We start from the raw sequence: 23,507 nt of genomic DNA, 5'->3' as shown, positions 1-23,507 counted from the left end.
CGCCAACGATGCTGACGCAGCTGCCCATCGCCTTCTCCGCCCCGCTCGCGCTGACCGCGCTTGCGCTGCTGCCAGCGCTTTGGCTGATCCTGCGGGTGACGCCGCCACGCCCGCGCCGCATCGATTTCCCACCGCTCAAGATTATGGCCGACCTGATCGCCAAGCGTGAAATGCCGGCGCATACACCCTGGTGGTTGTTGGCATTGCGGATGGCCATTGCGGCACTCGCCATCATCGCCGTTGCCGGCCCGGTCTGGAACCCACCGGTCGCGACGGCGCCCACGCGCGGGCCCGTGCTGCTCCTGGTCGACAACGGCTTCGGCGCGGCGACCGACTGGCCCGAGCGCGTGGCGCTAGCGGAGTCGCGGGTCAATGCCGCAGCCCGCGAGGGACGTGCGGTGGCGATCGTCGGGCTCGCGGAAACGCCGGGCGAGGTCACGCTGTCGGAGCCGCGCGCGGCGCTCGACAAGCTGCGTGCATTGGCATTGCAGCCGCACGCGCCCGACCGCACCACCCAATTGCCCCGGATCGAGGCCTTTCTCCGTGCCACGCCTGACGCCGAAATCGTCTGGGTCTCCGACGGACTCGGCCTGACCGACGAAGGCGCCTTCCTGGCGCGTCTGAAGCAGGAAGCCGATGCACGCCGGCTTTCCATCCACGCCATCCCCGCCGACCAGCTCGCGCTGACGGCCGCAGAGAACCTCTCCGGCGCGCTGACGGTCAAGGTGCTGCGGCCAGCCACCAGCGCCCCTGCGAGCGGCCATGTTCGCGCACTCGATCTGAAGGGCCTGCCACTGGGGGATGCTCCATTCGCTTTTGGCCCAACGGAAACGCAGACGGTGGCCCGGCTCACCCTCCCGATCGAGGTGCGCAACGCCGTTTCGCGACTCGAGGTCGTGAGCGAACCAAGCGCGGGTGCGGTGGCGCTGCTCGACGACCGCGCCAAACGCCGCCGCGTCGGTATCGTCTCCGGCACGACCACCGATACGGCGCAGCCCTTGCTGTCTCCAACCTACTACGTCTCGCGGGCCCTCTCGCCCTTCGCAGAGATCCGCGAGCCGCGCCCCGGCTCCAACGACCCCGTCGGCGAGTTGCTCGCGCAAAATCTCTCGGTCCTCGTTCTCGCGGATATCGGCGCACTCGACCCGGAGACGGCGACGAAGATCAGCAATTTCGTCGAGCGAGGCGGCGTTCTCTTGCGCTTTGCCGGCGTGCGCCTCGCCACCGCCTCCGACGAGCTGACACCCGTGCGGCTGCGCCGCGGCGGGCGCACTCTTGGCGGAGGCCTCTCATGGGATACCCCGCGCAAGCTCGCCCCCTTCACCCGGGAAAGTCCGTTCTTCGGCACGCAGATCAGCGACGACGTCCGCGTCAATCGCCAGATCCTGGCCGAGCCCGATGCGGATCTTGCACGCAAGACCTGGGCTGCGCTCGAAGACGGCACGCCTGTGGTCACTGGCGAACGCCGCGGCGATGGCGTGATCGCCATGATGCATGTCACCGCCGACACCACCTGGTCGAACCTGCCGCTGTCGGGCCTCTTCGTCGAGATGCTGCGCAAGGTGGTGGCGCTGGCCGGAACAGGCCCGGCCGAGGCCCAGGCCGAGGATGCCAAGGTCGAGACGCTCTCGCCGACCCGCGTGCTGGACGGCAAGGGCTCCTTCCGTGCACCACCGGCGACCGCTCAACCGGTCCCGCGGACCTTCACCGGACGTGCCACCCTGGCCCACCCCCCGGGCATCTACGGGCCGGCCGACGGCTCGCTGGCGGTCAATGCTCTGGCTCCCGCCGACACGCTGCACGCACTCGATCTGAGCTCGCTCGGCGCGCCGATCCTGCCGATTGACAAGCCGGTCGCGCAGGACATCCGGCCGCAGCTCCTGGTCATCGCGCTGCTGCTGCTGATCCTCGACACGCTGGCGACGCTCTGGCTCGGCGGTCGACTCCGCATGACGCGTGCTGGCAAGGCTGCCGCCGCCGCGCTCCTGCTTGGGCTGGCGCTGGCCGCCGCTCTTTCGGCCACTCCGGCCCTGGCCCAACCTGTCCCGGCGGCACCGGAGGACACCCGCCCGCTGATCCCGCGTGAACTTTTCGCCGCAGGTGCCGTCACCCGCCTCGCCTATGTCCTGACCGGTGACAAGGCGGTCGACGACATGTCGAAGGCGGGGCTTGCAGGCCTCAATATCGTGCTCGGCGCACGCACGGCACTCGAACCCGGCGAAGCTGTCGGCCTCGACCCAGCCCGCGACGAGCTCGCCTTCTTCCCGATCCTCTACTGGCCGGTGGTCGCCGGGCGCCCGATTCCGGCGCCCGAAACCCTGCGCAAGCTCGAAGCCTATATGAAGGGCGGCGGCCTCGTGATCTTCGATACGCGCGATGCCATGAGCGCCCGCCCGGATGGGGGCAGCACGCCCGAGGGCGATCAGCTCAAGCGGATGCTGCAGACGCTCGACATTCCCGAGCTCGAACCGATTCCGCGCGACCACGTGCTGACCAAGACCTTCTACATCCTCGACGGTTTCGTCGGTCGCTATGACACCGGCACGACCTGGGTCGAGATCCTGCCGCCCGCCGGCGAAGACGGGCGTCGGCCGGCGCGGGCCGGCGACAGCGTCTCGCCGATCGTCATCACCTCGAACGATCTTGCCTCGGCCTGGGCCGTGAATCGCCGCGGCGAAGGGCTGGTACCGATGTCCGGCTCCGATCCCCGCCAGCGCGAAATGGCGCTCCGCGCCGGTGTCAATCTCGTGATGTACGCGCTCACCGGCAACTACAAGGCCGACCAGGTCCATGTGCCGGCCCTGCTCGAGCGTCTGGGGCAATAGACCATGTGGAGCCTCTCCTTCGCCCCGCTCGTGCCTCTGCCGCTGCTGATCGGGCTCGCGTTGCTGGCTGCGGTCGCTGCCGGCGCCGCGCTCGTCCTCGCCGGCCGCAGCGCCATCCTGCGCGCGCTCGCGCTGATCGTTCTGACGCTCACGCTGGCCGACCCGTCACTCGTCTTCGAGGACAGAGAACCGGTCAAGGACGTCGTCTCGGTGGTGGTCGATCGCTCCGGCTCGAACCGCCTCGCGGACCGGACCGTGCAGACCGAAGCCGCCCTGGCCGATGTCGAACGGCAGTTGCGCGGCGTTCCGGGCGTCGAGCCACGCATCGTCGACGTCACCGACATGCAGGGCTCGGGCGACGGGACCCGTCTCTTCGAGGCGTTGGCCGCCAGCATCGCGGATGTACCATCGGAGCGCGTCGCCGGCGCCATCGTCATCACCGACGGCCTCGCTCATGATGCGCCTCCCAATGCCGAGGCTCTGGGTCTCAAGGCGCCGCTACACGTTCTCACGACCGGCCGGAACGCCGAGATCGACCGCCGGATCGTGCTTGTCGATGCGCCGCGCTTCGGCATCGTCGGCAAGGATCAGGTCATTCGCCTGCGCGTCGTCGACAAGGGCGGCCCCGGGCGCGCCGGGCTGACGATCCGCCGCGACGGCGAGATCGTCGCCCGCCGCGAGGTCACCTCGGGTCAGATCGTGCAGGTGCCGGTTCGGATCGACCGAGGCGGGCCCAATGTCGTCGAGATCGAGGCGGCACCGCTCGAGAATGAGCTCACGCTTGCCAATAATCGCGCCGTCATCACGATCGAAGGCGTTCGCGACAAGCTGCGCGTGCTGCTGGTCTCCGGAGAGCCGCATCCCGGCGAACGAACCTGGCGCAACCTGCTCAAGGCCGACGCCAATGTCGACCTCGTCCATTTCACGATCCTGCGCCCGCCGGAGAAGCAGGACGGCACGCCGATCAACGAGCTTTCGCTGATCGCCTTTCCAACGCGCGAGCTGTTCCAGGTCAAGATCAAGGAATTCGACCTGATCATCTTCGACCGCTACGCCAACCAGTCGATCCTGCCGCTGCTCTACTTCGACAATATCGTCCGCTATGTGCGCGAGGGTGGCGCCCTGCTGGTCGCAGCCGGTCCAGAATATTCCGGCTCGCAGTCGCTTGCACGGACCCCGCTCGGCCAGATCCTGCCCGCCCTGCCCGATGGCAGCGTCATCGACGAGGCCTATCGCGCCCGCGTCAGCGAACCCGGCCGCCGCCACCCGGTCACCCGCGACCTCCCCGGTTCTGAGGTCGAGCCGCCGCGCTGGGGCGAGTGGCTGCGCATGGTCGGCGCCCGCGCCCGCACGGGCTCGACCATCATGACGGGCCCGGGTGACAGACCGTTGCTCATGCTCAGCCGCGAGCAGAAGGGCCGCGTTGCACTTTTCCTCTCGGATCATGCCTGGCTCTGGGCGCGGGGGTTCCGCGATGGCGGACCGCATCTCGACCTGCTGCGCCGCCTCGGCCACTGGCTGATGAAGGAGCCAGAACTCGAGGAAGAGGCGCTCCGCGCAACCGCGCGCGGCCGCACCATCGAGATCGAGCGCCAGACGCTCGGCGACGCGCCCTCCCCGATTGTCGTCACCGACCCCAACGGCACGTCGCGCACAGTTCAGTTGGAAGCCGGACGGCCCGGCATCTTCAGCGCCCGCGTCCCCACCACCGAGTTCGGCCTGCACCGCATCTCAGGGGATAATCTGACGGCTTTTGCCAGCGTCGGCCCGGAGAACCCGCGCGAACTCATGGAGGTCGTCAGCGATCCTGCAAAGCTTCAGCAGCTTGCCGAGGCGACCGGCGGCTCCTCCCGCCGGATCGGCCAGGACAGCGGCTCGAGCGTGACCGTGCCGCGCATCGTTCCGGTCCGTTCGGGCAGTCAGTTCGCCGGTGCGGACTGGATGGGGCTGCGCATCAGCGATTCCGGCATCGTGCGTGGCGTCTCGATTTCGCCTGTGTTCATCGGGCTGATCGGCCTCGCGCTGCTGTTTGGCGCGCTGGTGGCCGGCTGGCTCGGCGAGACCGGCCGGCGCTTCAGGCGGAGCCCGGACGCAACGCCATGACCGCTCCGCTGCGCCTGGCCAGCACGCCCTCGACCAGTTCGAGAGCGAGGAATCGGGCTGGATCGGCCGGCCCCGGCAAGGTCAGCTGGCCCGGCGAGATCGGCTTGAAACCGAAGCGGGCATAATAGGGCGCATCCCCCACCAGCATGATGAGGTCGTGTCCGGCCGCCCGCGAGGCTTCGATTGAAGCGTTCATCAGGGCAGCGCCGATACCACGTCCTTCGAAGGCAGGATCAACGGTAAGCGGCCCCAGCATCAGCGCCGGCTGCCCACCCGCCGAGACACGGGTCACCCGCACCGAACCGACAAGGAAGGTCCCGACATGCGAGGCGAAGGATAGCGCCGGGTCCTGCGGCACGCCCTCGCGCAGGCGAAATGCCGTGCGGGCAAAACGGCCGGGACCGAAGGCACGCTCGTGCAGGCGCTCGATGGCGGCGTGATCGGCGGGGAGTTCGTGGCGAATGGTCAGGGGAAGCGAAGTCATGGCGACGGCAAACCTGCGAACGGGCAGCGGGGCAAGAAGCTCAGGCGCCGTGAAGCAGCCGAGCGGAAGGGCGCGCTCAGCGCGCCGGTCGTCGCAGGATGGAGAGGTCTTGCCGGTCAGCCATGAATCGCCTGTAGCAGAGGCACGGGCGGGCGTCCATGTTGGAAATGACGAGCTGTTTCGTGTCTCACCTCGCGAGCGCTGATGGCAGGGCGAAGCGCTGGCGGATGAGAGGACCGGCGACGCCGTGAACCCTTTACGTTGAGATCATGGTTGGCGGGAGGCGAGCCCGCGCAGGCACCCGCTCCCGCAGAAATCGATCTCACCAATCGGCAGTAAGCTGACGCCTGCCGAATATCTCGTCGAGCCTGCGGCGGGTGCCCGCTGTGGTGGTGTCCGGCAGCGCGTCGAGCGGAAAGAAACGGGCCTCGGCAATTTCGCGATCCGGTTGCCTGACACCGTCCACAACAAACTCCCGTACCACGAAGATCGCGACATGATCGCGGCGCGACACCGTTCGGTTGAAGAAGACGCCGTGAAGTTGCGGCGGGCCGGTCAGCCTGACCAGCGCCTCTTCACGCAGTTCCTTGTCGAGCGCGTCTCGCAATGTCTCGCCGGTCTCCACCCCGCCGCCCGGCAGGTGCCACCCCGGTGTGTAGGTATGGCGCACCAGCAGGACCTCGCGCTCATCTCTGAGCACCGCCGCGCGCACGCCCAGCGTCATGCCGCGTGTCAGCCAGAAATACAGATGCAGCAGCCGGCGAACGGGCCCCGAGATGGGGCGTGGCTCGCGGGCATGCCCTGTTTTGCCGCCAGTTTTGGGGTCGGGCCCATGCGACACGCCTCGCGCTCCCCTCATCCACCGCGTATTTGCCTATGCAAATAACGCATAACAGACCACCGTTTACACTGCCGTTACGTCACAAACGCGCCGCAAAGCAGGTAGAAACCAGCGCCATCACCGCTGGGGTTACCACAATGCTTCTCGCTTTCATCACCGCTCGCCTCCGGGCCAAGCGCGCTTTCGTCTGGAAGCCCGCCCTCACCCTCACCGACCCGCGCATCGTTTCGGAACTCACCGACTCGTTCAACTGAGTCCTTGGGCTCGAACCTGATCGGGTTCGGGAACGGATTGAGGCGAGCCGACGCGCGGATGCGCTTGACGGCTGCCATGCTCTGAGGGCAAGCGCAGGGCGTGTTCAAGATCGCGCACCTGTCCGACCCGCATCTCGGCCCGCTTGCCGAGTTTTCTCTGCATCAGCTGCTTGGCAAGCGCGCGACCGGCTATGTCAATTGGCACCGCAAGCGTCGGCACGCCCATGACATGGAAATCCTGGCGCTGATCGTCGCGGATATCCGCGCGCAGACGCCGGATCATGTCGCCTGCACCGGCGATGTCGCCCATATCGGCCTGCCGAACGAATTCAAGACCGCGGTCACCTTTCTCGACACGCTGGGTCCGCGCGCCGATGTCAGCTTCGTGCCAGGCAATCACGATGCCTATGCCCGCTCCTCGCTAAAGCCACTCGCGACCCTGCTTGGCCCATGGTCCAGCAACGATGACGGCATGGCCGGGTATCCCTGGTATCGCGAGCGCGGTCCGGTCGCGCTTATCGGGTTGAACAGCGGCATTCCGACATTGCCGCTGATGGCGACGGGCCGCGTCGGGCGCGAGCAGATCGCCAAGGTGGAGATTCTCCTCGACCGGGCCAAGGCAGCCGGGTTGATCCGCGTCGTGCTCATCCATCATCCGCCCTATCTCGGCGGCGCGCGACGCACCCGCGAATTGCTCGATGCGGATGCTTTCGAGTCGATGCTGAGACGCAAGGGGGCCGACCTCGTCCTGCACGGCCATAACCACCGCTTCTCACTCGCCTGGCGGCCGGGGCCGGATCACGATATCCCCATCGTCGGCGTGCCCTCGGCCTCGATCGGGCCGCTTGGTCATGGCGAAATGGCGAGTTGGCATCTCATCAAGATCGAGGGCGATGCCAAGGCTCCTTCGATCAGCGTCGAGCAACGTGGCTTCGAGCCCGACGGCACCGTCAGGATGCGTCAGGAAATTGCGCTTCACGCCAAGCCGGTTTGACGCCCCGCTCTCCATGGAGAGCGCCGCAGCGCAATGACAAAGGGCGCCCCATGGCGGCGCCCTTCAGAGGTCTGGCAGGGAAGACCGCTCAAACGCAGCGGCCGCCATCCACCGCAAGCACGCTGCCCGTCACCATTTCCGACTCGTCAGAGCAGAGGAAGAGCGCCGCGTTGGCGATGTCCTGAGGCGTCGAGAAGCGGCCCCAGGGAATCGTGCTGGTGAAGGCCTTGCGCTTCTCGGGAGTGTCCTCCCCCATGAAAGTCGCAAGCAGGGGCGTCTCGCCGGCAACGGGCGCGATCGCATTGACGCGGATGCGGTCAGGCGCGAGTTCGACGGCCATCGACTTCGAGAGCAGGTTCGCGGCCCCCTTGGACCCGTTGTACCAGGTCAGCCCGGGGCGCGGACGCAAGCCCGCCGTCGATCCGATATTGAGGATCACCCCGCCGCCATGCTCGCGGAAATGCGGCACCACCGCCTTGGCCATCAGATAGATCGACTTCACATTGACGTCGAAGACCCGGTCGAACTCCGCCTCAGAGACCTCGAGCATCGGCTGGTTGCGATGGCTGATGCCGGCATTGTTGACGACGATGTCCAGCCTGCCGAGCCGGGTGATCACCTTGGCCACGGCCGCGTCGACACTCTTTCCCTTGCCGACATCGCAAACAACGGCAAAAGCCTTGCGACCGATCGCTTTTGCCGCCTCCTGCGCCTTCTCGCGATTGATGTCGAGCACGGCCACCCGCGCGCCCTCGCGCACGAAGGTCTCGGCGATGCCGAAGCCGAACCCTTGCGCAGCGCCGGTAACCAGCGCGGTCTTGCCCTTCAGTCTCATGCTGTTTCCTCGTGATCTTCTTTGAGGTGATGACATTGGGACGATTTGTGGCCCGCCAAAAATGCGTTTTTGCGATTGCCCGGATACCGAAATCCTATGGCCGGGCCGATCGCGCTTCAGGCAGGCCGGAGAACCCTGGGTCTAGCCGAGCTCCTCGCGCAGCATCTCGAGCTCCAGCCAACGCTCTTCGGCCTGGTGGATCTCGCGTGTGACCTCGTCCAGCCGGGTCGTTGCCTTGGCAAAGAGCTTGGGATCGCGCGTGTAAAGATCGCCGGACACGGCCGCGTTGAGCTTGGCGGCTTCCCCCTGAAGGGCCTCGATACGCTTCGGCAGCGTCTCCAGTGCATGCTTCTCGTTGAAGGAGAGCTTCCGCTTGCCGGCTGCCGCCGTCGCAGCAGAAGCCGATTTGGCGGCCGGAGCCACCGCTTTCTCCGCCACAGCACGCGCCTTCGCGCCGACGCCGCGGCCACGCTGCGCAAGCATGTCGGAATAGCCACCGGCAAATTCGGTCCAGATTCCGTCCCCATCCGAGATCAGCGTCGCGGAAACGACCCGGTCGATGAAGTCGCGATCATGGCTGACCAGCAGCACCGTCCCCTGGTAGTCCGCCAGCAGCTCCTGAAGCAGGTCCAGCGTTTCGAGATCGAGATCGTTGGTCGGCTCGTCCAGGACCAGCAGGTTCGACGGCTTTGCCAGAGCCCGCGCCAGCATCAGCCGCCCGCGCTCGCCGCCCGAGAGCGCTCCAACCGGCGTGCCGCGCTGGATCGGCTGGAACAGGAAGTCCTTCATGTAGCTGATGACATGGCGCGGCTGCCCGCCGACCATGACCTGGTCGGAGCCGCCGCCAGTCAGCGCATCGCCGAGCGGCGTCGCCGGGTCGAGGCTTTCACGGCGTTGGTCGAGCGTCACCATTTCGAGCGAGACACCGAGCTTGATCTTGCCTGAATCCGGCTGCAGCGCTCCGGTCAGCAGGTTGATCAACGTGGTCTTTCCGGCGCCATTCGGTCCGACGATGCCGATCCGGTCGCCGCGCGCCACGCGCAGCGAGAGATTCTTGACCACGACATTATCTTCATAGGCCTTGGCGACGTCGATCGCCTCGATCACCAGCTTGCCCGACATCTGGGCCTCGCTGGCCTCGAGCCGGACTGAACCAACCGCACCGCGCGCCGTGCGGCGCTGATCGCGCAGCGCATGGAGGTCGCCGAGGCGGCGCTGGTTGCGCGTGCGACGCGCACTGACGCCGTAGCGCAGCCAGTCCTCCTCGCGCGCGATCTTGCGGTCGAGCTTGTGCCGGTCGAGTTCCTCCTGCGCCAACACCTCGTCGCGCCAGGCCTCGAATTCGCCAAAACCGCGATCCATGCGCCGAGTCTGGCCACGATCGAGCCAGATCGTCGCACGCGAAAGCGAGGTCAGAAAGCGCCGGTCGTGGCTGATCAGCACCATCGCCGAACGCAGCGACTTCAATTCCTGTTCAAGCCACTCGATCACCGGCAGGTCGAGATGGTTGGTCGGTTCGTCGAGCAACAGGATGTCGGGCTCCGGCGCCAATACGCGCGCCAGCGCCGCACGGCGAGACTCGCCACCCGACATGGTGGCCGGATCCTCATCGCCGGTCAGGCCCAGCTCCTCGACGAGGTAGCGGGCGCGATAGGCGTCGTCGCCGGGGCCGAGGCCAGCCTCGACATAAGCCAGCGACGTCCTGAAGCCGGTGAAATCCGGCTCCTGCGGCAGGTAACGGACGGTCGCCCCCGGCTGCAGGAAGCGCTCGGCGCTGTCGGGCTCGACCAGCCCGGCTGCGATCTTGAGCAGCGTCGACTTGCCCGAGCCATTGCGGCCGACCAGGCAGACCCGCTCGCCCGGCGATACCGCGATCTCCGCGCTTTCGAGCAGGGGCTGGCCGCCGAAGGTCAGGGCGACGTCGCGCAGGTGGAGCAGAGGAGCCATTCGATACCCGTTGATTGTCGAGCGGTCGGGATAGACTGGCACGCCCGGCCTGTCACTCCGCCACGGCGTCACGGCCCCTTGCGCAACACAATATCCATCATAGGATACAATCCGTATCCCTTAATGGACAGAGCACCGTGCCGCGCCCTCCTTCCCGCAGAGCCCGCAATGCCAGGATCGGCGACAATGGCGGCCCGCCGCTCGAAGACACGGCCCAGCGCCAGCCGGAATGGGGCAAGGGCGAGATCGGCCGCTATTTCGATTGGCGCTTCGCCTCGCGCAAGGCCTGGAAGAAGCCGCCCTCGATAGCCATGCGACGTCAGGAGCGGGCCGAGGAACTCGGCCTGACCTACGAGGAATACACGCTCGAAGTCATGGAGCGCGGCTATTTTCCGCAGCCGGAGGATGTCACGGCGATTGTCGCCAAGCGGGCCGAGAGACGTAAGGCCGGAGGCATCGTCGGCCAGTCCCTGAAGGGGATGCGCCTGAAGCGGCCGCGCGACTGAAGCCTCCGCCCGAAAACTGGATTGGGGTCTTCAGCAGAGCCTATGCAAACGCAGGAGCCTGATTCAGGCCTCAAGCCGCGTCCTGAGCCAACGCGTCGCCGGCCGCTCGAACCAGCGATAGATCAGCACCGAAGCGACGACCGAAGCGCTCAGTGCCGCCAGGACATACAGGCCGGGCCAGCCGGGAGCCACGCGCGCAAAGATCTCGCGAAGCGCCCGGATCGCAAATGGATGAACGAGATAGAGCGCGTAAGACGCATCGCCGAGGCCGGCGAGGCCGCGAACCAGAGCCGATGGTGCCGAATTGCCGCTGCCGGATGACGCCGCCGCAACCAGCAGCACTGCGGCCGACCCTCGCAGCATGAAGGACATCCAGGGCGCGTCCGCCCCGGGAAGCCACGCCGCCAGCAGCAGGATTGCGACGCCCAGGGCAGCAACAAGCCAGCGCGGTCCGCCGTTGAGCCGGAAACCGTGCCGCCTCAACAGGGCCAACCCCATGCCCGCAGCGAATTCCAGCACGATCGGTTGCCCCCAGAAGCCAAATGGCAATGGCAGGGGGCCTGACAGGGCCTCTGTCGCAACCAGCACCGCGAGCGCCAGCGTCACCACAAGGACGACTGCGGCCCGCGGCAGGATCAGCGCCGCGCCGAACAACGCGTAGAACAGCATCTCGTAATTCAGCGTCCAGCCGAGCGAGTAGACGGGCTGGACGAGACCGGCAGACGAGACGGCCGGCCAGAACAGATAGGAGGCCATGATGTGCCCGAGATCGGGCGCAGCCGAATTGAGCGCGCCGGGAAGCAGCAATCCTGCCAGCAGGAACAGCGTCGTCGCGGCCCAGTAGAGCGGCACGATGCGGGCAAGCCGGCGCGTCAGGAACAGGCGAGGCGCATCCTTGCGGCCGAAGAGCTCACCGGACGCATGCACCATGATGAAGCCGGAGACGACGAAGAAGATATCGACGCCGGCCATCCACGGCACGAGATAGGAGGGCGTGAAACTCGCACCCGACCGCTGGGCCAGAGCAAGCGCGTCCGGCTGGACATGATGCACGGCGACCATGAATGCCGCGAAGGCGCGCAGAACCTGGATGCCGTAGAGCTGAGACAAGGAGCGGGAAGGCCCTGAAGAAGAGAAAGCGGCGCTCTGCGCTCGTCGCGAAGCACAGCTGCTATCCGCAGTTCACGGAAACCACAATCGGGCTTTGTCGTCGAGGCCAAAGCGGACCGGAGATTCCGCAATGGCTGCAAGCCCCTGCTCGGCAGCGTCCGATGCCGTGATGACGTGCAGGGCGAAGCGCGCCGCAAGTTCCTCCATCGGCGGCTTGCCATTGAACATGGCATGGAGTGCAGCGTTGCCGGCGAGTGGCAGGAGACGTGGCACGATTCCGCCGGCGATATAGACGCCACCCGTCGCCTTGAAGATGAGGGCGAGATCACCGGCAACACGCGCCAGCAATCGCCAGAAGCGGATGACCGCCATCAGCGCCGCAGGGTTGCCGTCCAGCGCCAGTGTCGTCACATCGGCGGCGCTGACCCTCGCCTCCTCCATGCCTGTTTCGCTGGCGATGGCGCGATGCAGGCGCACCAGACCGTCACCGCTCAAGAGCGCCTCGACCGTGACGCGCGGCAGACCGGCCGCCAGCGCCGGCCAGATCTTCTCCTCCGCCTGATCCTCGGGCCCGACGCCGATATGCCCGGCCTCGGTCGGGATCAATGCGCCCCTGCCATTCCGGCTGACCAGAGCTGCCGCACCAAAGCCGGTCCCGGGTCCGAGCACGAGACGCACTCCCTCCGCCTCGGGTTGCCCCGGCACCAAGGTGACCATGTCCTGCGGCTTCAAGACAGCGAGCGAGGCGGCGAGTGCCTCGAAATCATTCACCAGCAACCCCTGCACCAGCCCAAGCTCGGCGGCCATGCCAGGCCCGTTGAAATGCCAATTGGCATTGGTCAGCTGGGCCGTACGGCCATCGAGCGGCCCTGCAACCGCAAGAACCGCCGAGCGAGGGCGTGGATCGAGGGATGCCAGAACCGAGGCCAGCGCTGCATCAGGTGTCGGATAACTGCCGGTCTGGATACGCGCCAGCGGCTCAGGCCGTGCACCGGCATGCTGCACGAGTGAAAGGCGGGAATTGGTCCCGCCAATATCAGCAACAAGGACCGGGTAGGCAAAGGGCTCGGCGCGCATCGCTCAGGCCTGCTTTTTCCAGTCGGAGAACCAGCCCAGCCCCTCGAGCGTCCCGGCCCTTGGCCGGTACTCGCAGCCGACAAAGCCAGTATAGCCTAGACCGTCGAGTTCAGCGAACAAACGCGGATAATCCGGGCCGAGCGCGTCCGGTTCATGGCGGCCATTGGCGCTGGCGATCTGGACATGGCCGACCAGCGGATAGAGTGCCTTCAGCTTGCCCGAGACGTCGCCGTGGATCAGCTCGCAGTGATACATATCGAACTGCAGCCTGACATTGGGCCGCCCGGACTCGCGGACATAAGCTGCGGCCGCATCGAAATCATTGAGGAAATAGCCCGGCATATCCTTGCCGTTGATCGGCTCGAGCAGAAGATCGATGCCATGCTCGGCGAGCTTGTCGGCGGCATAGGCGAGCGAGGCGCGATAGGCCGCCTGAGCTGCAGGGTCTTTGGGATCGGCATGCCCGGCCATCATATGCAGGCGCTTGACCCCGGTGGCATGCGCATAGGCCAACGCGGTTTCGACGGAGGCGCGGAATTCCGCCTCGCGGCCCGGAATGGCGGCCATGCCACGCTCGCCCTTGGCCCAGTCGCCGGGAGGCAGATTGAACAGCGCCTGCTCGAGTTCAGCCCCCGCGAGCGCAAGGCTCACCTGCTCGACCGGGTGTTCATAGGGGAACAGGAACTCCACGGCCTCGAAGCCCGCTTCCCCAGCCGCCTTGAAGCGGTCGAGGAACTCCCACTCGTTGAACATCATCGACAGATTGGCGGCAAAACGCGGCATGGCATCCTCAGGCAAACGAAACGCGCGCCAACCTATCGGGCCGCACGCCCTGCGTCATGTGAGAACGCAACAGAGGCGCGTTGCGTTCCAATGGGAGATCAGCCTTCTCGTCGCGAAGTCATCCCGGATCACCATCAGGCCCCGGCGACATCCCGAGGGACGTGGGAGCGCCGCTATTTCTTGGCTGGCGCCGCCGGCGGGTTCGGATCCCTGGAGAAATTGCGGAAGACCATGTCCGGCGAAGAGGTATTGTGACGCGAGTGGGTCGTGCGGCCCATCCAGATATCGCTCGCCTTGCCGCCGCTGAAGGGCATCAGCAGCTCCTCGCGCCAGCCCTTGGCTCCAGGCTCGCGGATGGCGATGCGGGCGACGTCGTTGTTGAACTCGGTGACGTACATTGAGCGCAGCGCTACAAAGGCCTTGCCGCCGGTGACCGGCTTGTCGAGCACGCCATCCAGCACCATGCGGTTCTCGTCGACACTGTCGAGCTTGAGCGTCGCAGCCGAGCCATCCTTGAAATTCATCTTGAAGGAGGTCGTCTTCGGGTCAAACTCGATCTCCTTGATGTTCACCACCGGCCGTGCGCCATCCTGCTCGATCGGTCCGAACAGGAAGGATGAGCCGTAGGAGGAGAAGCCGAGATGCTGCGGCGGCATCGGCCTGGCCCGCCAGTAGCCGTCCTGCGGATAGACCACGAGGACTTCATAGGATTTGTCCTTGCCGAGCTTCCAGAGCTGCACGAGATGCAGGCCCTTCTCGACCCGGTCTCCAACCTTGAAAGTGGTGTCCGCCGGACGCCAGAAGGTCGGGAAGGTGTAACCGACGAGCCAGTAATCGATGCTCTCGTAGAATGTCACCCGGCGCGGCGATGTCGGCGCGGTGAAGACGGGGTCGCCAGTCATGTCGCAGGCGGTCCAGTCAGCGTCCCAGTTATCGCGGACCAGCCCGGCGATATAGGCCGGATGTGCCGCCTCGATCTGGAACCGCCGCACTTCAGGCGAGATCGCCTTGATCGTGACGTTGTCCTTCTCGGCGCAAAGCACCGGCTCCGACTCGTTCTTCACCTCGACAGCGACATCGCCCGCAGCGTGCACCGGCGCCGCGAGAAGCAGGAGAGAGAGCGAGAGAGCGATTGGGCGGGCGAGGCTGAACATGACCATCCTTCGAAAACGGCTTTCGACGCCAGCATGGCGCAGGCCTGATGAATGCAAGCTGGCTGGTTCCCTCTTAGGGCGTGCGGGCAGCCGATGAAAGCATGCGCCTGCAGAGACGGACGTTGCGGCAGGCCGCCATTTCAACCGATGATAGGCGTTGATGCGCGGATCACTCGTGCCATCGGGGGACGCGTGCAAACAGAACTTCTGCTGGCGGGAGCCCTGGTGCTCCTCATCGGGCTGGTCCACTCCGTTCTCGGCGAAGTGCTGATCTTCCGGCGCATGCGCCGGGGTGGCCTCATCCCGACGATGGGCGAGCCGCTGCTACGGGAACGGCATGTCCGTATCATCTGGGCGAGTTGGCATCTCCCGAGCATTCTCGGCTGGGCGTTCGGCGTTTTGTTGATCTCCATCGCAGCCGCTGCAGGCGAACCCGTGGCGCCAGCCCTCGTCGTCCGCGTCTTGGCGGTATCGCTGGCCGTCGGTTCCGCCCTCGTGCTGGTTGCGACGAAGGGCAGGCATCCCGGCTGGTTGGGCCTTCTTGCGGCGGCAGCGCTGGCCTGGCTCGGGCAGCCGGCCGTTTGAGCAATGCGACGATGCCCGCCGCTCAGCCGTGCAGGACGGCGTAGATATCGCCCGAGTTGGCCGAATGCGGCAAATCACGCAGGAAGCCGCCCATTGCTTCGGCGCTGGCCTCCTCGGAGAGTTCGAGGAACTGGCTTTCACCCAGTGCGACATTGAAGCGATACGGCCCCAGCGTCTCAAGCAATGCGAGGCAGCCCTCAGCGACATCGCGCTGGATCGTTGTGAACTCGAACGAGATCACCGGTACCCGCCGCGAGAGCCCGGCAAGGACATTGGCCTCAAAACCCTCGACATCGATCTTGATGAAGGCAGGCTCGCCATAGCGCGAGATCAAAGCGTCGAGCGTCGTGCAGGGTACCGTGATCTCGCGATCCCAGACTTGGTCTGCCCAGCCCTCGGCGCCATGGGCGGCACCGACGAATTGCTCGGAGACGGTCGAGACGGTGGGATTCGCACTGTTGATCCTGAGCGTCACGGTGCCGGCCCGATCGCCGCAGGCGGCCTGCACCAGGGTGACATTTGGATCCCGCCCGTGAATGAGGCGAAGCGCACGCGCCGGGCCAGGTTGCGGCTCCAGCGCAACAACCCGCGCACCGAGCCGGCGGAAGGAGGAAACCCGGTCACCTACATGGGCGCCGATGTCGAATGCGAGATCGCCTGGCTTCAGGAAGCCGGAATAGAGCGCATCCATCGCGTCATGGTGCCCACGATCGCGGTGATAGACCCTGAGCGAACGTGCGATCGCCTTGGCCGTACCCCTGGGATAGGCCACGCCCATCACGCGCGCGTCTCCGCCTGGATGGCGACGAGTTCGGCCGGAGGATCGAAATCCTCAGGGACGCCGCAGAGGCCGCGGGCGACGAACCATTCGCCCAGCGCCGGGGCGGCGGTCAGCATGGCAAAGGGAATCGCCAGAACGTAGCCGGCGGTCAGCGGCAGCGACCAGAGCAGTACCGTGGGAGAGAGGATGGCGAGGGTAACGAAGATATAGAGCCCAAAAAGCAGATGCGGCCACAAACCTGCGAATGCCGTCGCAAACGACAGCGCGTGCGCATCGCGCGACTGGCCGTTCCAGCCGATCTTCGCTCGCCCGAAAGCAAGGCCGATCATGAACAGCGTCGTGCGGAAGGTCGAGACCGCGCCCTGCAGAAAGGCGAAGACGATCTCGATCAGCGACGAGGCGATGAAACGGCCCGTGCCGCCGTAGCGCTTCGCACCTCCGCTGGTCAGCAGGATATCGGCAAAGCCCGCCAGCTTGGGCGAGAGATACATCGTGAAGAACAACACGTAGAGGAAAGCCGCGAGCCCCGTCGGGTACCCGGCGATAGCGCCGTCCTCGATCACCTTCCAGGGCAGCAGCGCGATCATCAGCGTCCAGGCCGGCAGGCCAAGGAACATCAGGATTGCCCAGACGAGCTGGAAGCGGCTCATCGGCTTCAGGCCCGGCAGATCGAGCAGCTTGAGATATTGCAGGTTGCCCAGGCACCAGCGCAGGTCGCGCTTGGCGAATTCGAGCATGGTCGGCGGGTTCTCCTCCCAGCTTCCCATCTCCTCCGGCAACACGCGCACCTCATAGCCGGCGCGGCGCATCAGGGTCGCCTCGACCTGGTCATGGCTCATCACCGCCCCGCCCAGCGGCGGGCCGCCAGGCAGCACGGGCAGATGGCATTCATCGCGGAAGGGCGCGATCCGCACCATGGCGTTGTGCCCCCAGAAGGGCCCGCACTCGCCAATCCACCAGGCCGAGCCCATCGTGTAAGGCCGCATGCCGTGACGCATGCCGAACTGGAAGATCCGAGCGAAGGCCGATCTGCTCGGCATGCCGACGACGAGGCTCTGCAGGATGCCGAGCCGCGGATGGGCCTGCATCATGCGGGTCAGCCTGACGATCGCTTCGCCCGACATCACGCTGTCGGCGTCGAGCGGCAGCATCAGTTCGTAGCGATCGCCCCAGCGCTCGCAGAATTCACGGACATTGCCGGCCTTGAAACCGGTATTGTCGGTCCGGCGGCGATAGGTTACCCGGCCGCTCTCGCCGATCTCGCTCGCCCACCCCTCGGCGAGCGCCTCCTCCGCAGCGGCGACACGAGGATCATTGCTGTCGGAGAGCACGAAATAGTCGTACCAGCCGCCCTGCCCTGTCGCGTCAAGGCTTTGCTTGATCACGCGCAAGCGACGGAAGGCCCGCGCGGGGTCCTCGTTGCGAAGGGTCATCAATACTGCGGTGCGAACCGCCAGCGGCGTCGCGACATCGCCGTCAGCGGCAAAAGGCGCAACCTGCTCGCGCCCGTCCTCGACGCCATGCAGCAACCAGAGCCCGATGGCAGCATTCCAGAAGCCGAGCACGGTCCAGGGAGCTCCAAACAGGAAGGCGACGAAGATCACCATATCGGCGAGCGTCCAGCCGCCCGCCCCCAGCACGCGCGACAGCCCGAAGAGAAGGCCGGCGAGGGTGAAGAGATTGAGCACGAGAACCAGCAGCCGACGCGCCCTCAGCACGCCGATCGTCTGCAGCCCGGCGGGGGTCAGCCCCGGCAGAGTGTCGCCTGCCTCTTGCGCCACCGGCTGGAACGTGGTCGGAGCGGGGCGCTGGTTCATGGCGGTTTCCGTCATGCGATGGTGCAAGGCGAGGGTCTGCTCAACATGGCGCAGGAGCTAAAGCCGGCATTTGCAGCCGGCGCAAGTTCGACGGCGATGGGCCTCTGGTATGTGGCGCCGCGTGAATGCGCCCTGAACACCGTTGCGGTGCCCCCGGTGGGACCGGGCGATTGCCTTGTTCGTACACTCTGGAGCGGCATCAGCCGTGGCACCGAGCGCCTGGTCTTCGAGGGGCGCGTGCCGCCGTCCGAGCACGAGCGCATGCGCGCGCCGTTCCAGGAAGGCGCGTTCCCGTTCCCGGTCAGATACGGCTATTGCGCCGTCGGGCTGGTTGAAGACGGGCCGGCCGATATCATTGGCAAGACGGTGTTCTGCCTCCATCCGCATCAGAGCCACTTCGTGGCGCCGCGCGAACGCCTGACGGTCGTGCCCGATGCCGTTCCTGCTCGCCGCGCGGTGCTCGCCGCCAATATGGAAACCGCGCTGAATGCTCATTGGGATGCTGCATCCGGTCCCGGCGACCGCATTGTCGTCGTCGGAGGCGGCGTGCTCGGCCTGCTGGTTGCCTGGATTGCCGCACGGATACCCGGTGCCGACGTGACGCTGGTCGATATCGACCCCGGCCGCGCGACGCTGGCGGAGCAACTCGGCTTCGGTTTCGCGCAGCCCGGCGCCGCCCCTGAGAATGCCGATCTCGTCTTCCATGCCAGCGCCTCGGCGCCAGGGCTTGCCACGGCGATATCAGCGGCCGGTTTCGAGGCCCGCATCGTCGAGCTGAGCTGGTATGGCGAGGGCGCCGTGTCCGCCCCGCTCGGCGGCGCCTTCCATTCCAAGCGATTGCAGATCGTCTCCTCGCAGGTTGGGCAGGTCTCCCCTTCGCGCCGTTCCCGATGGGACTACGCCAGGCGCGCTCAGGCCGCGATGGCCCTCCTCGCCGACGAACGTCTGGACGGGCTGATCACGCAGGAAATCCTCTTCGCCGATGCTCCGGCGCAGCTTCCCGGCGTGCTGTCGGCCGATTGGCGCGGGCTTGCCGCAGTGCTGCACTATTGACCTGACACAGGCGGGTTGGCCAAGACAGGAGCCTGCCGACGCGCCGGCTCAAGGGAGTTTCACATGTTTTCCGTCGAAGTCCGCGACCGCATCATGATCGGCCACTCGCTGCCCGATCCGTTCTTCGGCCCGGCGCAGAACATGCACGGCGCAACTTTCGTGGTCGATGTCGCCTTCTTCCGCGAGCGGCTCACGCGCCAGAATGTCGTGGTCGATATCGGCGCCGCGCTCGACGTGCTGAACAAGACGCTGAAGCCGTTGAACTATCAGAACCTCGATGCGCTGCCGCAGTTTTCTGGCGTGCTCACCACCACCGAATTCCTCTGCAAATACATCTTCGACGCGATCGCCGGAGCCGCGAAGTCCGGGGCCCTCGGCGAGGATGGCGCCGGGCTGTCCCGCATCCGCGTCACCTTGCATGAGACCGACCTCGCCCGCGCCAGCTATGAGGGCGCCCTCGCGTGAGCGAGATCGTCTTCGCGATCCCCGGCGAGATCGACCTGCCTACGGGCGGCTATGGCTATGATCGTCGCCTGCTGCAGGAATGGCGCGGGAACGGCGTCGCAGCGCGCCATCTCCCCCTGCCCGGCTCCTTCCCAAACCCGACGCCGAAGGATCTCGACGAGACCGGGCGGCTGCTCCTGTCACAGCCTTCCGATCACGTCCTGCTGATCGACGGATTGGCCTATGGAGCCTTTCCGGAGAGCATCGCAGCCGATCTGGCCGGTCGCGTGGTCGCGCTGGTGCACCACCCTCTCGGCTTCGAGACCGGACTTGAAACGGAGCACGCCCGCCGGCTGATTGCGCGCGAAACCGCCGCGCTGCGTCATGCGAGCGCCATCATCGTCACGAGTCCGGCGACCAAGCGCCTTCTGGTCTCCGGTTTCGGTGTCTCCGCCGGACGCATCGCAGTGGCCGAACCCGGCGTCGATCGGGCACCGCGTGCTGCCGGCGGGCGCCCGGACGAGCCGCTGCAACTGCTCGCTGTAGGGTCCCTCGTCCCGCGCAAAGGCTACGACATCCTGGTTGAGTCCTTGCGCCCGCTGCAGGACGTAGCCTGGCGGCTCACGATTATCGGCTCAGCCGACCGGGCGCCCGCGACAACGCTCGCGCTCAAGGCGCAGATCGCGTCTTCCGGGCTTCAGGACCGGATCACGCTGGCGGGAGCCGTCGGCGAGGCCGAGTTGGCGCAGGCCTATGACAAGGCCGACATCTTTGTCATGCCCTCCCTCTTCGAGGGATATGGCATGGTGCTGACCGAAGCGATGGCGCGAGGGCTGCCGATCCTGTGCACGACCGGCGGAGCAGCAGCTGAAACTGTGCCGGATGCCGCCGCCATCAAGGTTGCTCCCGGCGATGCCGGCGCATTGACCCGGGCGTTGAGCGAGCTTCTGGCCGAATCGACTGGCAGAAAGCGCCTCGCCGATGCCTCCTGGGCCGCGGCCGAGACGTTGCCTCGCTGGCAAGACACCGCGACGATCGTCGCCGAGACCTGCCGAAAGGTGTTTGCATGAGCGGCTTTTCTCCGGACTGGCTGGCCCTGCGCGAGCCGGCCGATCACGCGGCACGCAACCCGCAATTGCTTGCAGCCGTTGGCGCCCATTTCTCCAGCCGCCCATCGCTCACCATCGTCGATCTCGGCTGCGGCGCAGGCTCCAACCTACGCGGCACCTATTCCGCGCTCCCCGCCCGGCAGCACTGGACGCTCGTCGATTTCGATGAGCGCCTGCTTGGCGTCGCTCGCGAGCGCCTCGCGGCCTGGGCCGATGACGTCCGCGAGCAGGGCGAGGAGCTCGTCCTGAGCAAGGGTGGCAAGACAATCACCGTCGATACCCGCAAGGCGGACCTGAACAAGGATCTCGAATGGGTCCTGGGCTGGCAGCCGGATCTGGTGACCGCCGCTGCCCTGTTCGACCTCACCTCGAAGCGATGGCTCGAACGTTTCGTCGCCGCACTCGTGAGCCAGAACGTCCCGCTCTACACGGTGCTGACCTATGACGGCCGCGAGCAGTGGCAGCCGAAACATGACGCCGACGCCAGGGTCCTGGCGGCCTTTCACCATCATCAGCACAGCGACAAGGGCTTTGGTCCAGCCGCTGGACCGGATGCTACGGAGGCGATGGCCGAGGCTTTCCGCAAATCCGGCTTCGCGGTTTCCACCGGCGAAAGTCCGTGGTTGATCGACGAGAGCCAGCGCGAATTGGCGGAGGCCCTGACCAAGGGCATCGCCGAAGCGGTCACCGAAACCGGCCATGTCGACCCCGCCACGGTCGCAGACTGGCTGGAGGCCAAGCGCGCGACCATCTCCGGGCTCGTCGGCCATCAGGACCTCTGGGCCCGGCCCGTCTGAAGCCGGTCGACTAGCGCGCCCCCGGCCACATCCGCCGCAACACGCCGTCTTTGCGGATGAAACGGTGATAGATCACGGCTGCGATATGCGCTGCGATCAGCAAGGCCATGCCGAGCGCCAGCCACCCGTGGATATTGAGCACCCTCTTCGCCATATCCTCATTCGGCGCAGCGAGTGCCGGTAGATCGAACAGATCGAAGACCGTCAGCGCTGGAAAGAGCGACACACCGATCCAGCCCAGGATCGGCACGATGAGCAGCAGGCAGTAGAGCAGCCAATGCACCAGATGCGAACCGGCCTTGTGCCACCACAGCAGGGTCGGCTCGTCGGACGGAGCACCATGCAAAAGGCGATAAGCCAGTCGCCCGGCCATCAGCCAGAGCAGCGTGAAGCCGATCAGCTTATGCGCACTGTAGAGGGAGTTGGTCAGTCCATCCCAGATATCGAGCGTCTTGCCGCGATAGGTCATCGCCAGGCCAAGCGGGATCATCACGAGGACGAGCGCGACGATCAGCCAGTGGAACCCCCGTGCGACCGGGCTGTAGATCTCTGCCATGCCCGATTTGCCCGCCTTGGCGTCGTGACTGATCACCCTGCTCTCCCGAGGCTTCCTGCTGTGGTTGGGTATGCCGCTACCTTCGCCCATTCATCTCGCGTTCAATCTCGCCTTCCTATACAGCTGGCGGCAACAGATTGGATGGCTGCTAAGTTCAGCCGACGTGAGGGTTTTGGCAACGGGAACCGTCTGCCCCCGGGAACGTTTCGAAACCGGGGTCAGTCGCGCATCCCTAGCGATTTCCTGATCGTAGAATAAACATTCCTCCGCCGCTCGCCGGTGCAATCTGACGGACAGTTCGATGCTCAAGTCGCCGATGTCTAGGTCGCGTACGCTCTTCGGCCGCTCGCAAGAAACCAGCCTCGTGACGGTCGATCGTGCGATCGCAGAATTTCGCGCCGCCCGACCGGTGCTCTTGCGCGATGGCGTCAGTCTGGCTCTGGCTCTGTCGGCGGAGCTCGCGGACGCTGATCTGGTTCAGCGTCTCGACGAACTTGCCGGTGGCCGAGCGCACCTCATTCTCAGCGCCGCGCGTTTGCGCAGGCTCGGAGCCAAGGGCCGGAGCGAAACCGGCATCCTGGCGATGCCGACGCTCGACCTTGCCCGGATCGAAACCCTTGCCCTGAAGATCGACGCCAAGGTCGATGCGCCCGTTGCGCCAGCCGGTTCGCTCGACGAAGCCGCGATCGAGCTCGCCAGGCTTTCGCTGGTTTTGCCAGCGACGATCCTTGTTCCGGTCGCGCCCGACGAGATCGCCGGAGAACCGTTGGTCGAGGTCACCATTCAGGCGATCAACGCCTACCGGGGCGAACAGGTCGCATCGCTGGCGATCGTCGGCCGGGCGCCGGTGCCGCTGGAAGGTGCGCCGGAGACCGAGTTCGTCGTTTTCCGCGGCGGCGAAGGCCTGCGTGATCAGGTTGCGATCATCGTCGGCAAGCCGGATCTCGACACGGCCGTGCCCGTGCGCCTGCATTCGGCCTGCCTGACGGGCGATCTCTTCGGTTCGCTGAAATGCGACTGCGGCGACCAGTTGCGCGAGACCGTGCAGTGGATGGCGGAGAACGAGGGTGGCATTCTGCTCTATCTGGACCAGGAAGGCCGCGGCAACGGCATCTCCAACAAGATGCGCGCCTACCGCCTGCAGAGTCAGGGCTGGGATACCTATGACGCAGACGAAGTGCTCGGCTTCGACCTCGACCAGCGGCATTTCGATTTTGCCGCCACGATGCTGAAGCAGCTTGGCGTGACCAGCGTCACGGCCTTGACCAACAACCCGCTCAAGATCGGCGCGATCAAGGCTGCGGGCCTCGAGGTCGCCGCAACCCAGCGCGTGCTCGGCCGGCCGAACGTCCACAATGTCCGCTATCTCGCCTCCAAGCGGGACCGTGCCGGTCACTTCATCGACATGGACGCGCTGATGGCGCGCGCCGCCCCGACGGATTGATCGAGGCT

Annotated in this window: 21 protein-coding genes; 10 read left to right on the top strand and 11 right to left on the bottom strand. The window is 66.2% G+C overall.

The features are described from left to right. Nucleotides 1–8 precede the first annotated feature (8 nt). Together BIWAKO_RS16705 and BIWAKO_RS16700 are read left to right on the top strand one after the other, a co-directional pair. Nucleotides 9–2,825 (top strand): DUF4159 domain-containing protein, encoded by a 2,817-nt coding sequence (locus BIWAKO_RS16705; RefSeq protein WP_069879607.1) that lies wholly within the window; start codon nucleotides 9–11, stop codon nucleotides 2,823–2,825. A 3-nt stretch (nucleotides 2,826–2,828) separates the two neighbouring features. After that, nucleotides 2,829–4,928, top strand: coding sequence for a hypothetical protein (locus tag BIWAKO_RS16700; RefSeq protein ID WP_069879606.1), 2,100 nt, complete (start codon nucleotides 2,829–2,831; stop codon nucleotides 4,926–4,928). On the opposite strand, the gene BIWAKO_RS16695 is transcribed toward BIWAKO_RS16700, so the two are convergent. Together BIWAKO_RS16695 and BIWAKO_RS16690 are read right to left on the bottom strand one after the other, a co-directional pair. Then, a complete protein-coding gene (locus BIWAKO_RS16695; protein WP_069879605.1) occupies nucleotides 4,900–5,412 on the bottom strand; it encodes a GNAT family N-acetyltransferase in 513 nt (170 codons plus the stop codon). The two genes, BIWAKO_RS16700 and BIWAKO_RS16695, sit on opposite strands and share 29 nt — an antisense overlap. Nucleotides 5,413–5,734: 322 nt before the next feature. Beyond that, nucleotides 5,735–6,253 carry an NUDIX domain-containing protein gene (locus BIWAKO_RS16690; protein ID WP_371331987.1) on the bottom strand — a complete coding sequence of 173 codons (519 nt, stop codon included), beginning with the start codon at nucleotides 6,251–6,253 and terminating at the stop codon, nucleotides 5,735–5,737. 354 nt (nucleotides 6,254–6,607) lie between these two features. On the opposite strand from BIWAKO_RS16690, the gene BIWAKO_RS16685 reads away from it, so the two are divergent. Beyond that, nucleotides 6,608–7,501: a metallophosphoesterase family protein gene (locus BIWAKO_RS16685; protein ID WP_069879604.1), complete on the top strand. Its 894-nt coding sequence runs from the start codon at nucleotides 6,608–6,610 to the stop codon at nucleotides 7,499–7,501. Nucleotides 7,502–7,589: 88 nt separating this feature from the next. Here the strand turns inward: BIWAKO_RS16685 and BIWAKO_RS16680 are convergent, their stop codons facing one another. Both BIWAKO_RS16680 and BIWAKO_RS16675 read right to left on the bottom strand, forming a co-directional pair. After that, entirely contained in the window at nucleotides 7,590–8,336 is a 747-nt protein-coding gene (locus BIWAKO_RS16680) for a glucose 1-dehydrogenase (protein ID WP_069879603.1), read from the bottom strand. 141 nt (nucleotides 8,337–8,477) lie between these two features. Further along, a complete protein-coding gene (locus BIWAKO_RS16675; RefSeq protein WP_069879602.1) occupies nucleotides 8,478–10,283 on the bottom strand; it encodes an ABC-F family ATP-binding cassette domain-containing protein in 1,806 nt (601 codons plus the stop codon). Between the two features lie 137 nt (nucleotides 10,284–10,420). Here BIWAKO_RS16675 and BIWAKO_RS16670 point away from each other — a divergent pair, with 137 nt between their 5' ends. After that, complete coding sequence (locus BIWAKO_RS16670) at nucleotides 10,421–10,789, top strand: hypothetical protein (RefSeq protein WP_069879601.1); 369 nt, start codon at nucleotides 10,421–10,423, stop codon at nucleotides 10,787–10,789. 63 nt (nucleotides 10,790–10,852) lie between these two features. Here BIWAKO_RS16670 and BIWAKO_RS16665 read toward each other — a convergent pair whose 3' ends face one another. From BIWAKO_RS16665 to BIWAKO_RS16650, 4 genes are all read right to left on the bottom strand, one after another. Next, a complete protein-coding gene (locus BIWAKO_RS16665) occupies nucleotides 10,853–11,899 on the bottom strand; it encodes an acyltransferase family protein (RefSeq protein WP_244523466.1) in 1,047 nt (348 codons plus the stop codon). A 72-nt stretch (nucleotides 11,900–11,971) separates the two neighbouring features. Continuing rightward, nucleotides 11,972–12,976: a glucokinase gene (locus BIWAKO_RS16660; protein WP_069879600.1), complete on the bottom strand. Its 1,005-nt coding sequence runs from the start codon at nucleotides 12,974–12,976 to the stop codon at nucleotides 11,972–11,974. Nucleotides 12,977–12,979: 3 nt separating this feature from the next. Further along, nucleotides 12,980–13,759 (bottom strand): 2-oxo-tetronate isomerase, encoded by a 780-nt coding sequence (otnI, locus tag BIWAKO_RS16655; RefSeq protein ID WP_069879599.1) that lies wholly within the window; start codon nucleotides 13,757–13,759, stop codon nucleotides 12,980–12,982. A 173-nt stretch (nucleotides 13,760–13,932) separates the two neighbouring features. Further along, nucleotides 13,933–14,913: a hypothetical protein gene (locus BIWAKO_RS16650; protein ID WP_069882557.1), complete on the bottom strand. Its 981-nt coding sequence runs from the start codon at nucleotides 14,911–14,913 to the stop codon at nucleotides 13,933–13,935. A 192-nt stretch (nucleotides 14,914–15,105) separates the two neighbouring features. Here BIWAKO_RS16650 and BIWAKO_RS16645 point away from each other — a divergent pair, with 192 nt between their 5' ends. Next, nucleotides 15,106–15,498 carry a hypothetical protein gene (locus tag BIWAKO_RS16645; protein WP_201788630.1) on the top strand — a complete coding sequence of 131 codons (393 nt, stop codon included), beginning with the start codon at nucleotides 15,106–15,108 and terminating at the stop codon, nucleotides 15,496–15,498. Between the two features lie 22 nt (nucleotides 15,499–15,520). On the opposite strand, the gene BIWAKO_RS16640 is transcribed toward BIWAKO_RS16645, so the two are convergent. After that, nucleotides 15,521–16,276, bottom strand: coding sequence for an FkbM family methyltransferase (locus BIWAKO_RS16640; RefSeq protein WP_069879597.1), 756 nt, complete (start codon nucleotides 16,274–16,276; stop codon nucleotides 15,521–15,523). Beyond that, complete coding sequence (gene mdoH, locus BIWAKO_RS16635; protein WP_084652257.1) at nucleotides 16,276–18,096, bottom strand: glucans biosynthesis glucosyltransferase MdoH; 1,821 nt, start codon at nucleotides 18,094–18,096, stop codon at nucleotides 16,276–16,278. Before mdoH ends, BIWAKO_RS16640 begins: the two co-directional genes overlap by 1 nt. Nucleotides 18,097–18,141: 45 nt before the next feature. On the opposite strand from mdoH, the gene BIWAKO_RS16630 reads away from it, so the two are divergent. From BIWAKO_RS16630 to BIWAKO_RS16615, 4 genes are all read left to right on the top strand, one after another. Further along, nucleotides 18,142–19,149 carry a zinc-dependent alcohol dehydrogenase gene (locus BIWAKO_RS16630; RefSeq protein ID WP_069882555.1) on the top strand — a complete coding sequence of 336 codons (1,008 nt, stop codon included), beginning with the start codon at nucleotides 18,142–18,144 and terminating at the stop codon, nucleotides 19,147–19,149. A 63-nt stretch (nucleotides 19,150–19,212) separates the two neighbouring features. After that, nucleotides 19,213–19,614 (top strand): 6-pyruvoyl trahydropterin synthase family protein, encoded by a 402-nt coding sequence (locus BIWAKO_RS16625; protein ID WP_069879596.1) that lies wholly within the window; start codon nucleotides 19,213–19,215, stop codon nucleotides 19,612–19,614. Then, nucleotides 19,611–20,663, top strand: coding sequence for a glycosyltransferase family 4 protein (locus BIWAKO_RS16620; RefSeq protein WP_069879595.1), 1,053 nt, complete (start codon nucleotides 19,611–19,613; stop codon nucleotides 20,661–20,663). Before BIWAKO_RS16625 ends, BIWAKO_RS16620 begins: the two co-directional genes overlap by 4 nt. Continuing rightward, complete coding sequence (locus tag BIWAKO_RS16615) at nucleotides 20,660–21,499, top strand: class I SAM-dependent methyltransferase (protein ID WP_069879594.1); 840 nt, start codon at nucleotides 20,660–20,662, stop codon at nucleotides 21,497–21,499. The genes BIWAKO_RS16620 and BIWAKO_RS16615 overlap by 4 nt, the downstream gene beginning before the upstream one ends. A gap of 10 nt (nucleotides 21,500–21,509) precedes the next feature. Here BIWAKO_RS16615 and BIWAKO_RS16610 read toward each other — a convergent pair whose 3' ends face one another. Further along, complete coding sequence (locus BIWAKO_RS16610) at nucleotides 21,510–22,091, bottom strand: cytochrome b (protein WP_244523465.1); 582 nt, start codon at nucleotides 22,089–22,091, stop codon at nucleotides 21,510–21,512. A 265-nt stretch (nucleotides 22,092–22,356) separates the two neighbouring features. On the opposite strand from BIWAKO_RS16610, the gene ribA reads away from it, so the two are divergent. Further along, nucleotides 22,357–23,499, top strand: a complete 1,143-nt coding sequence (gene ribA / locus BIWAKO_RS16605; RefSeq protein WP_069879592.1) for a GTP cyclohydrolase II RibA — start codon at nucleotides 22,357–22,359, stop codon at nucleotides 23,497–23,499. The last annotated feature ends 8 nt before the right edge of the window (nucleotides 23,500–23,507 follow it).

It is taken from the genome of Bosea sp. BIWAKO-01 (assembly GCF_001748145.1).
In the GTDB taxonomy this organism is placed as follows: Bacteria; Pseudomonadota; Alphaproteobacteria; order Rhizobiales; family Beijerinckiaceae; genus Allobosea.
This window is presented reverse-complemented; position numbering and strand designations above follow the sequence as displayed.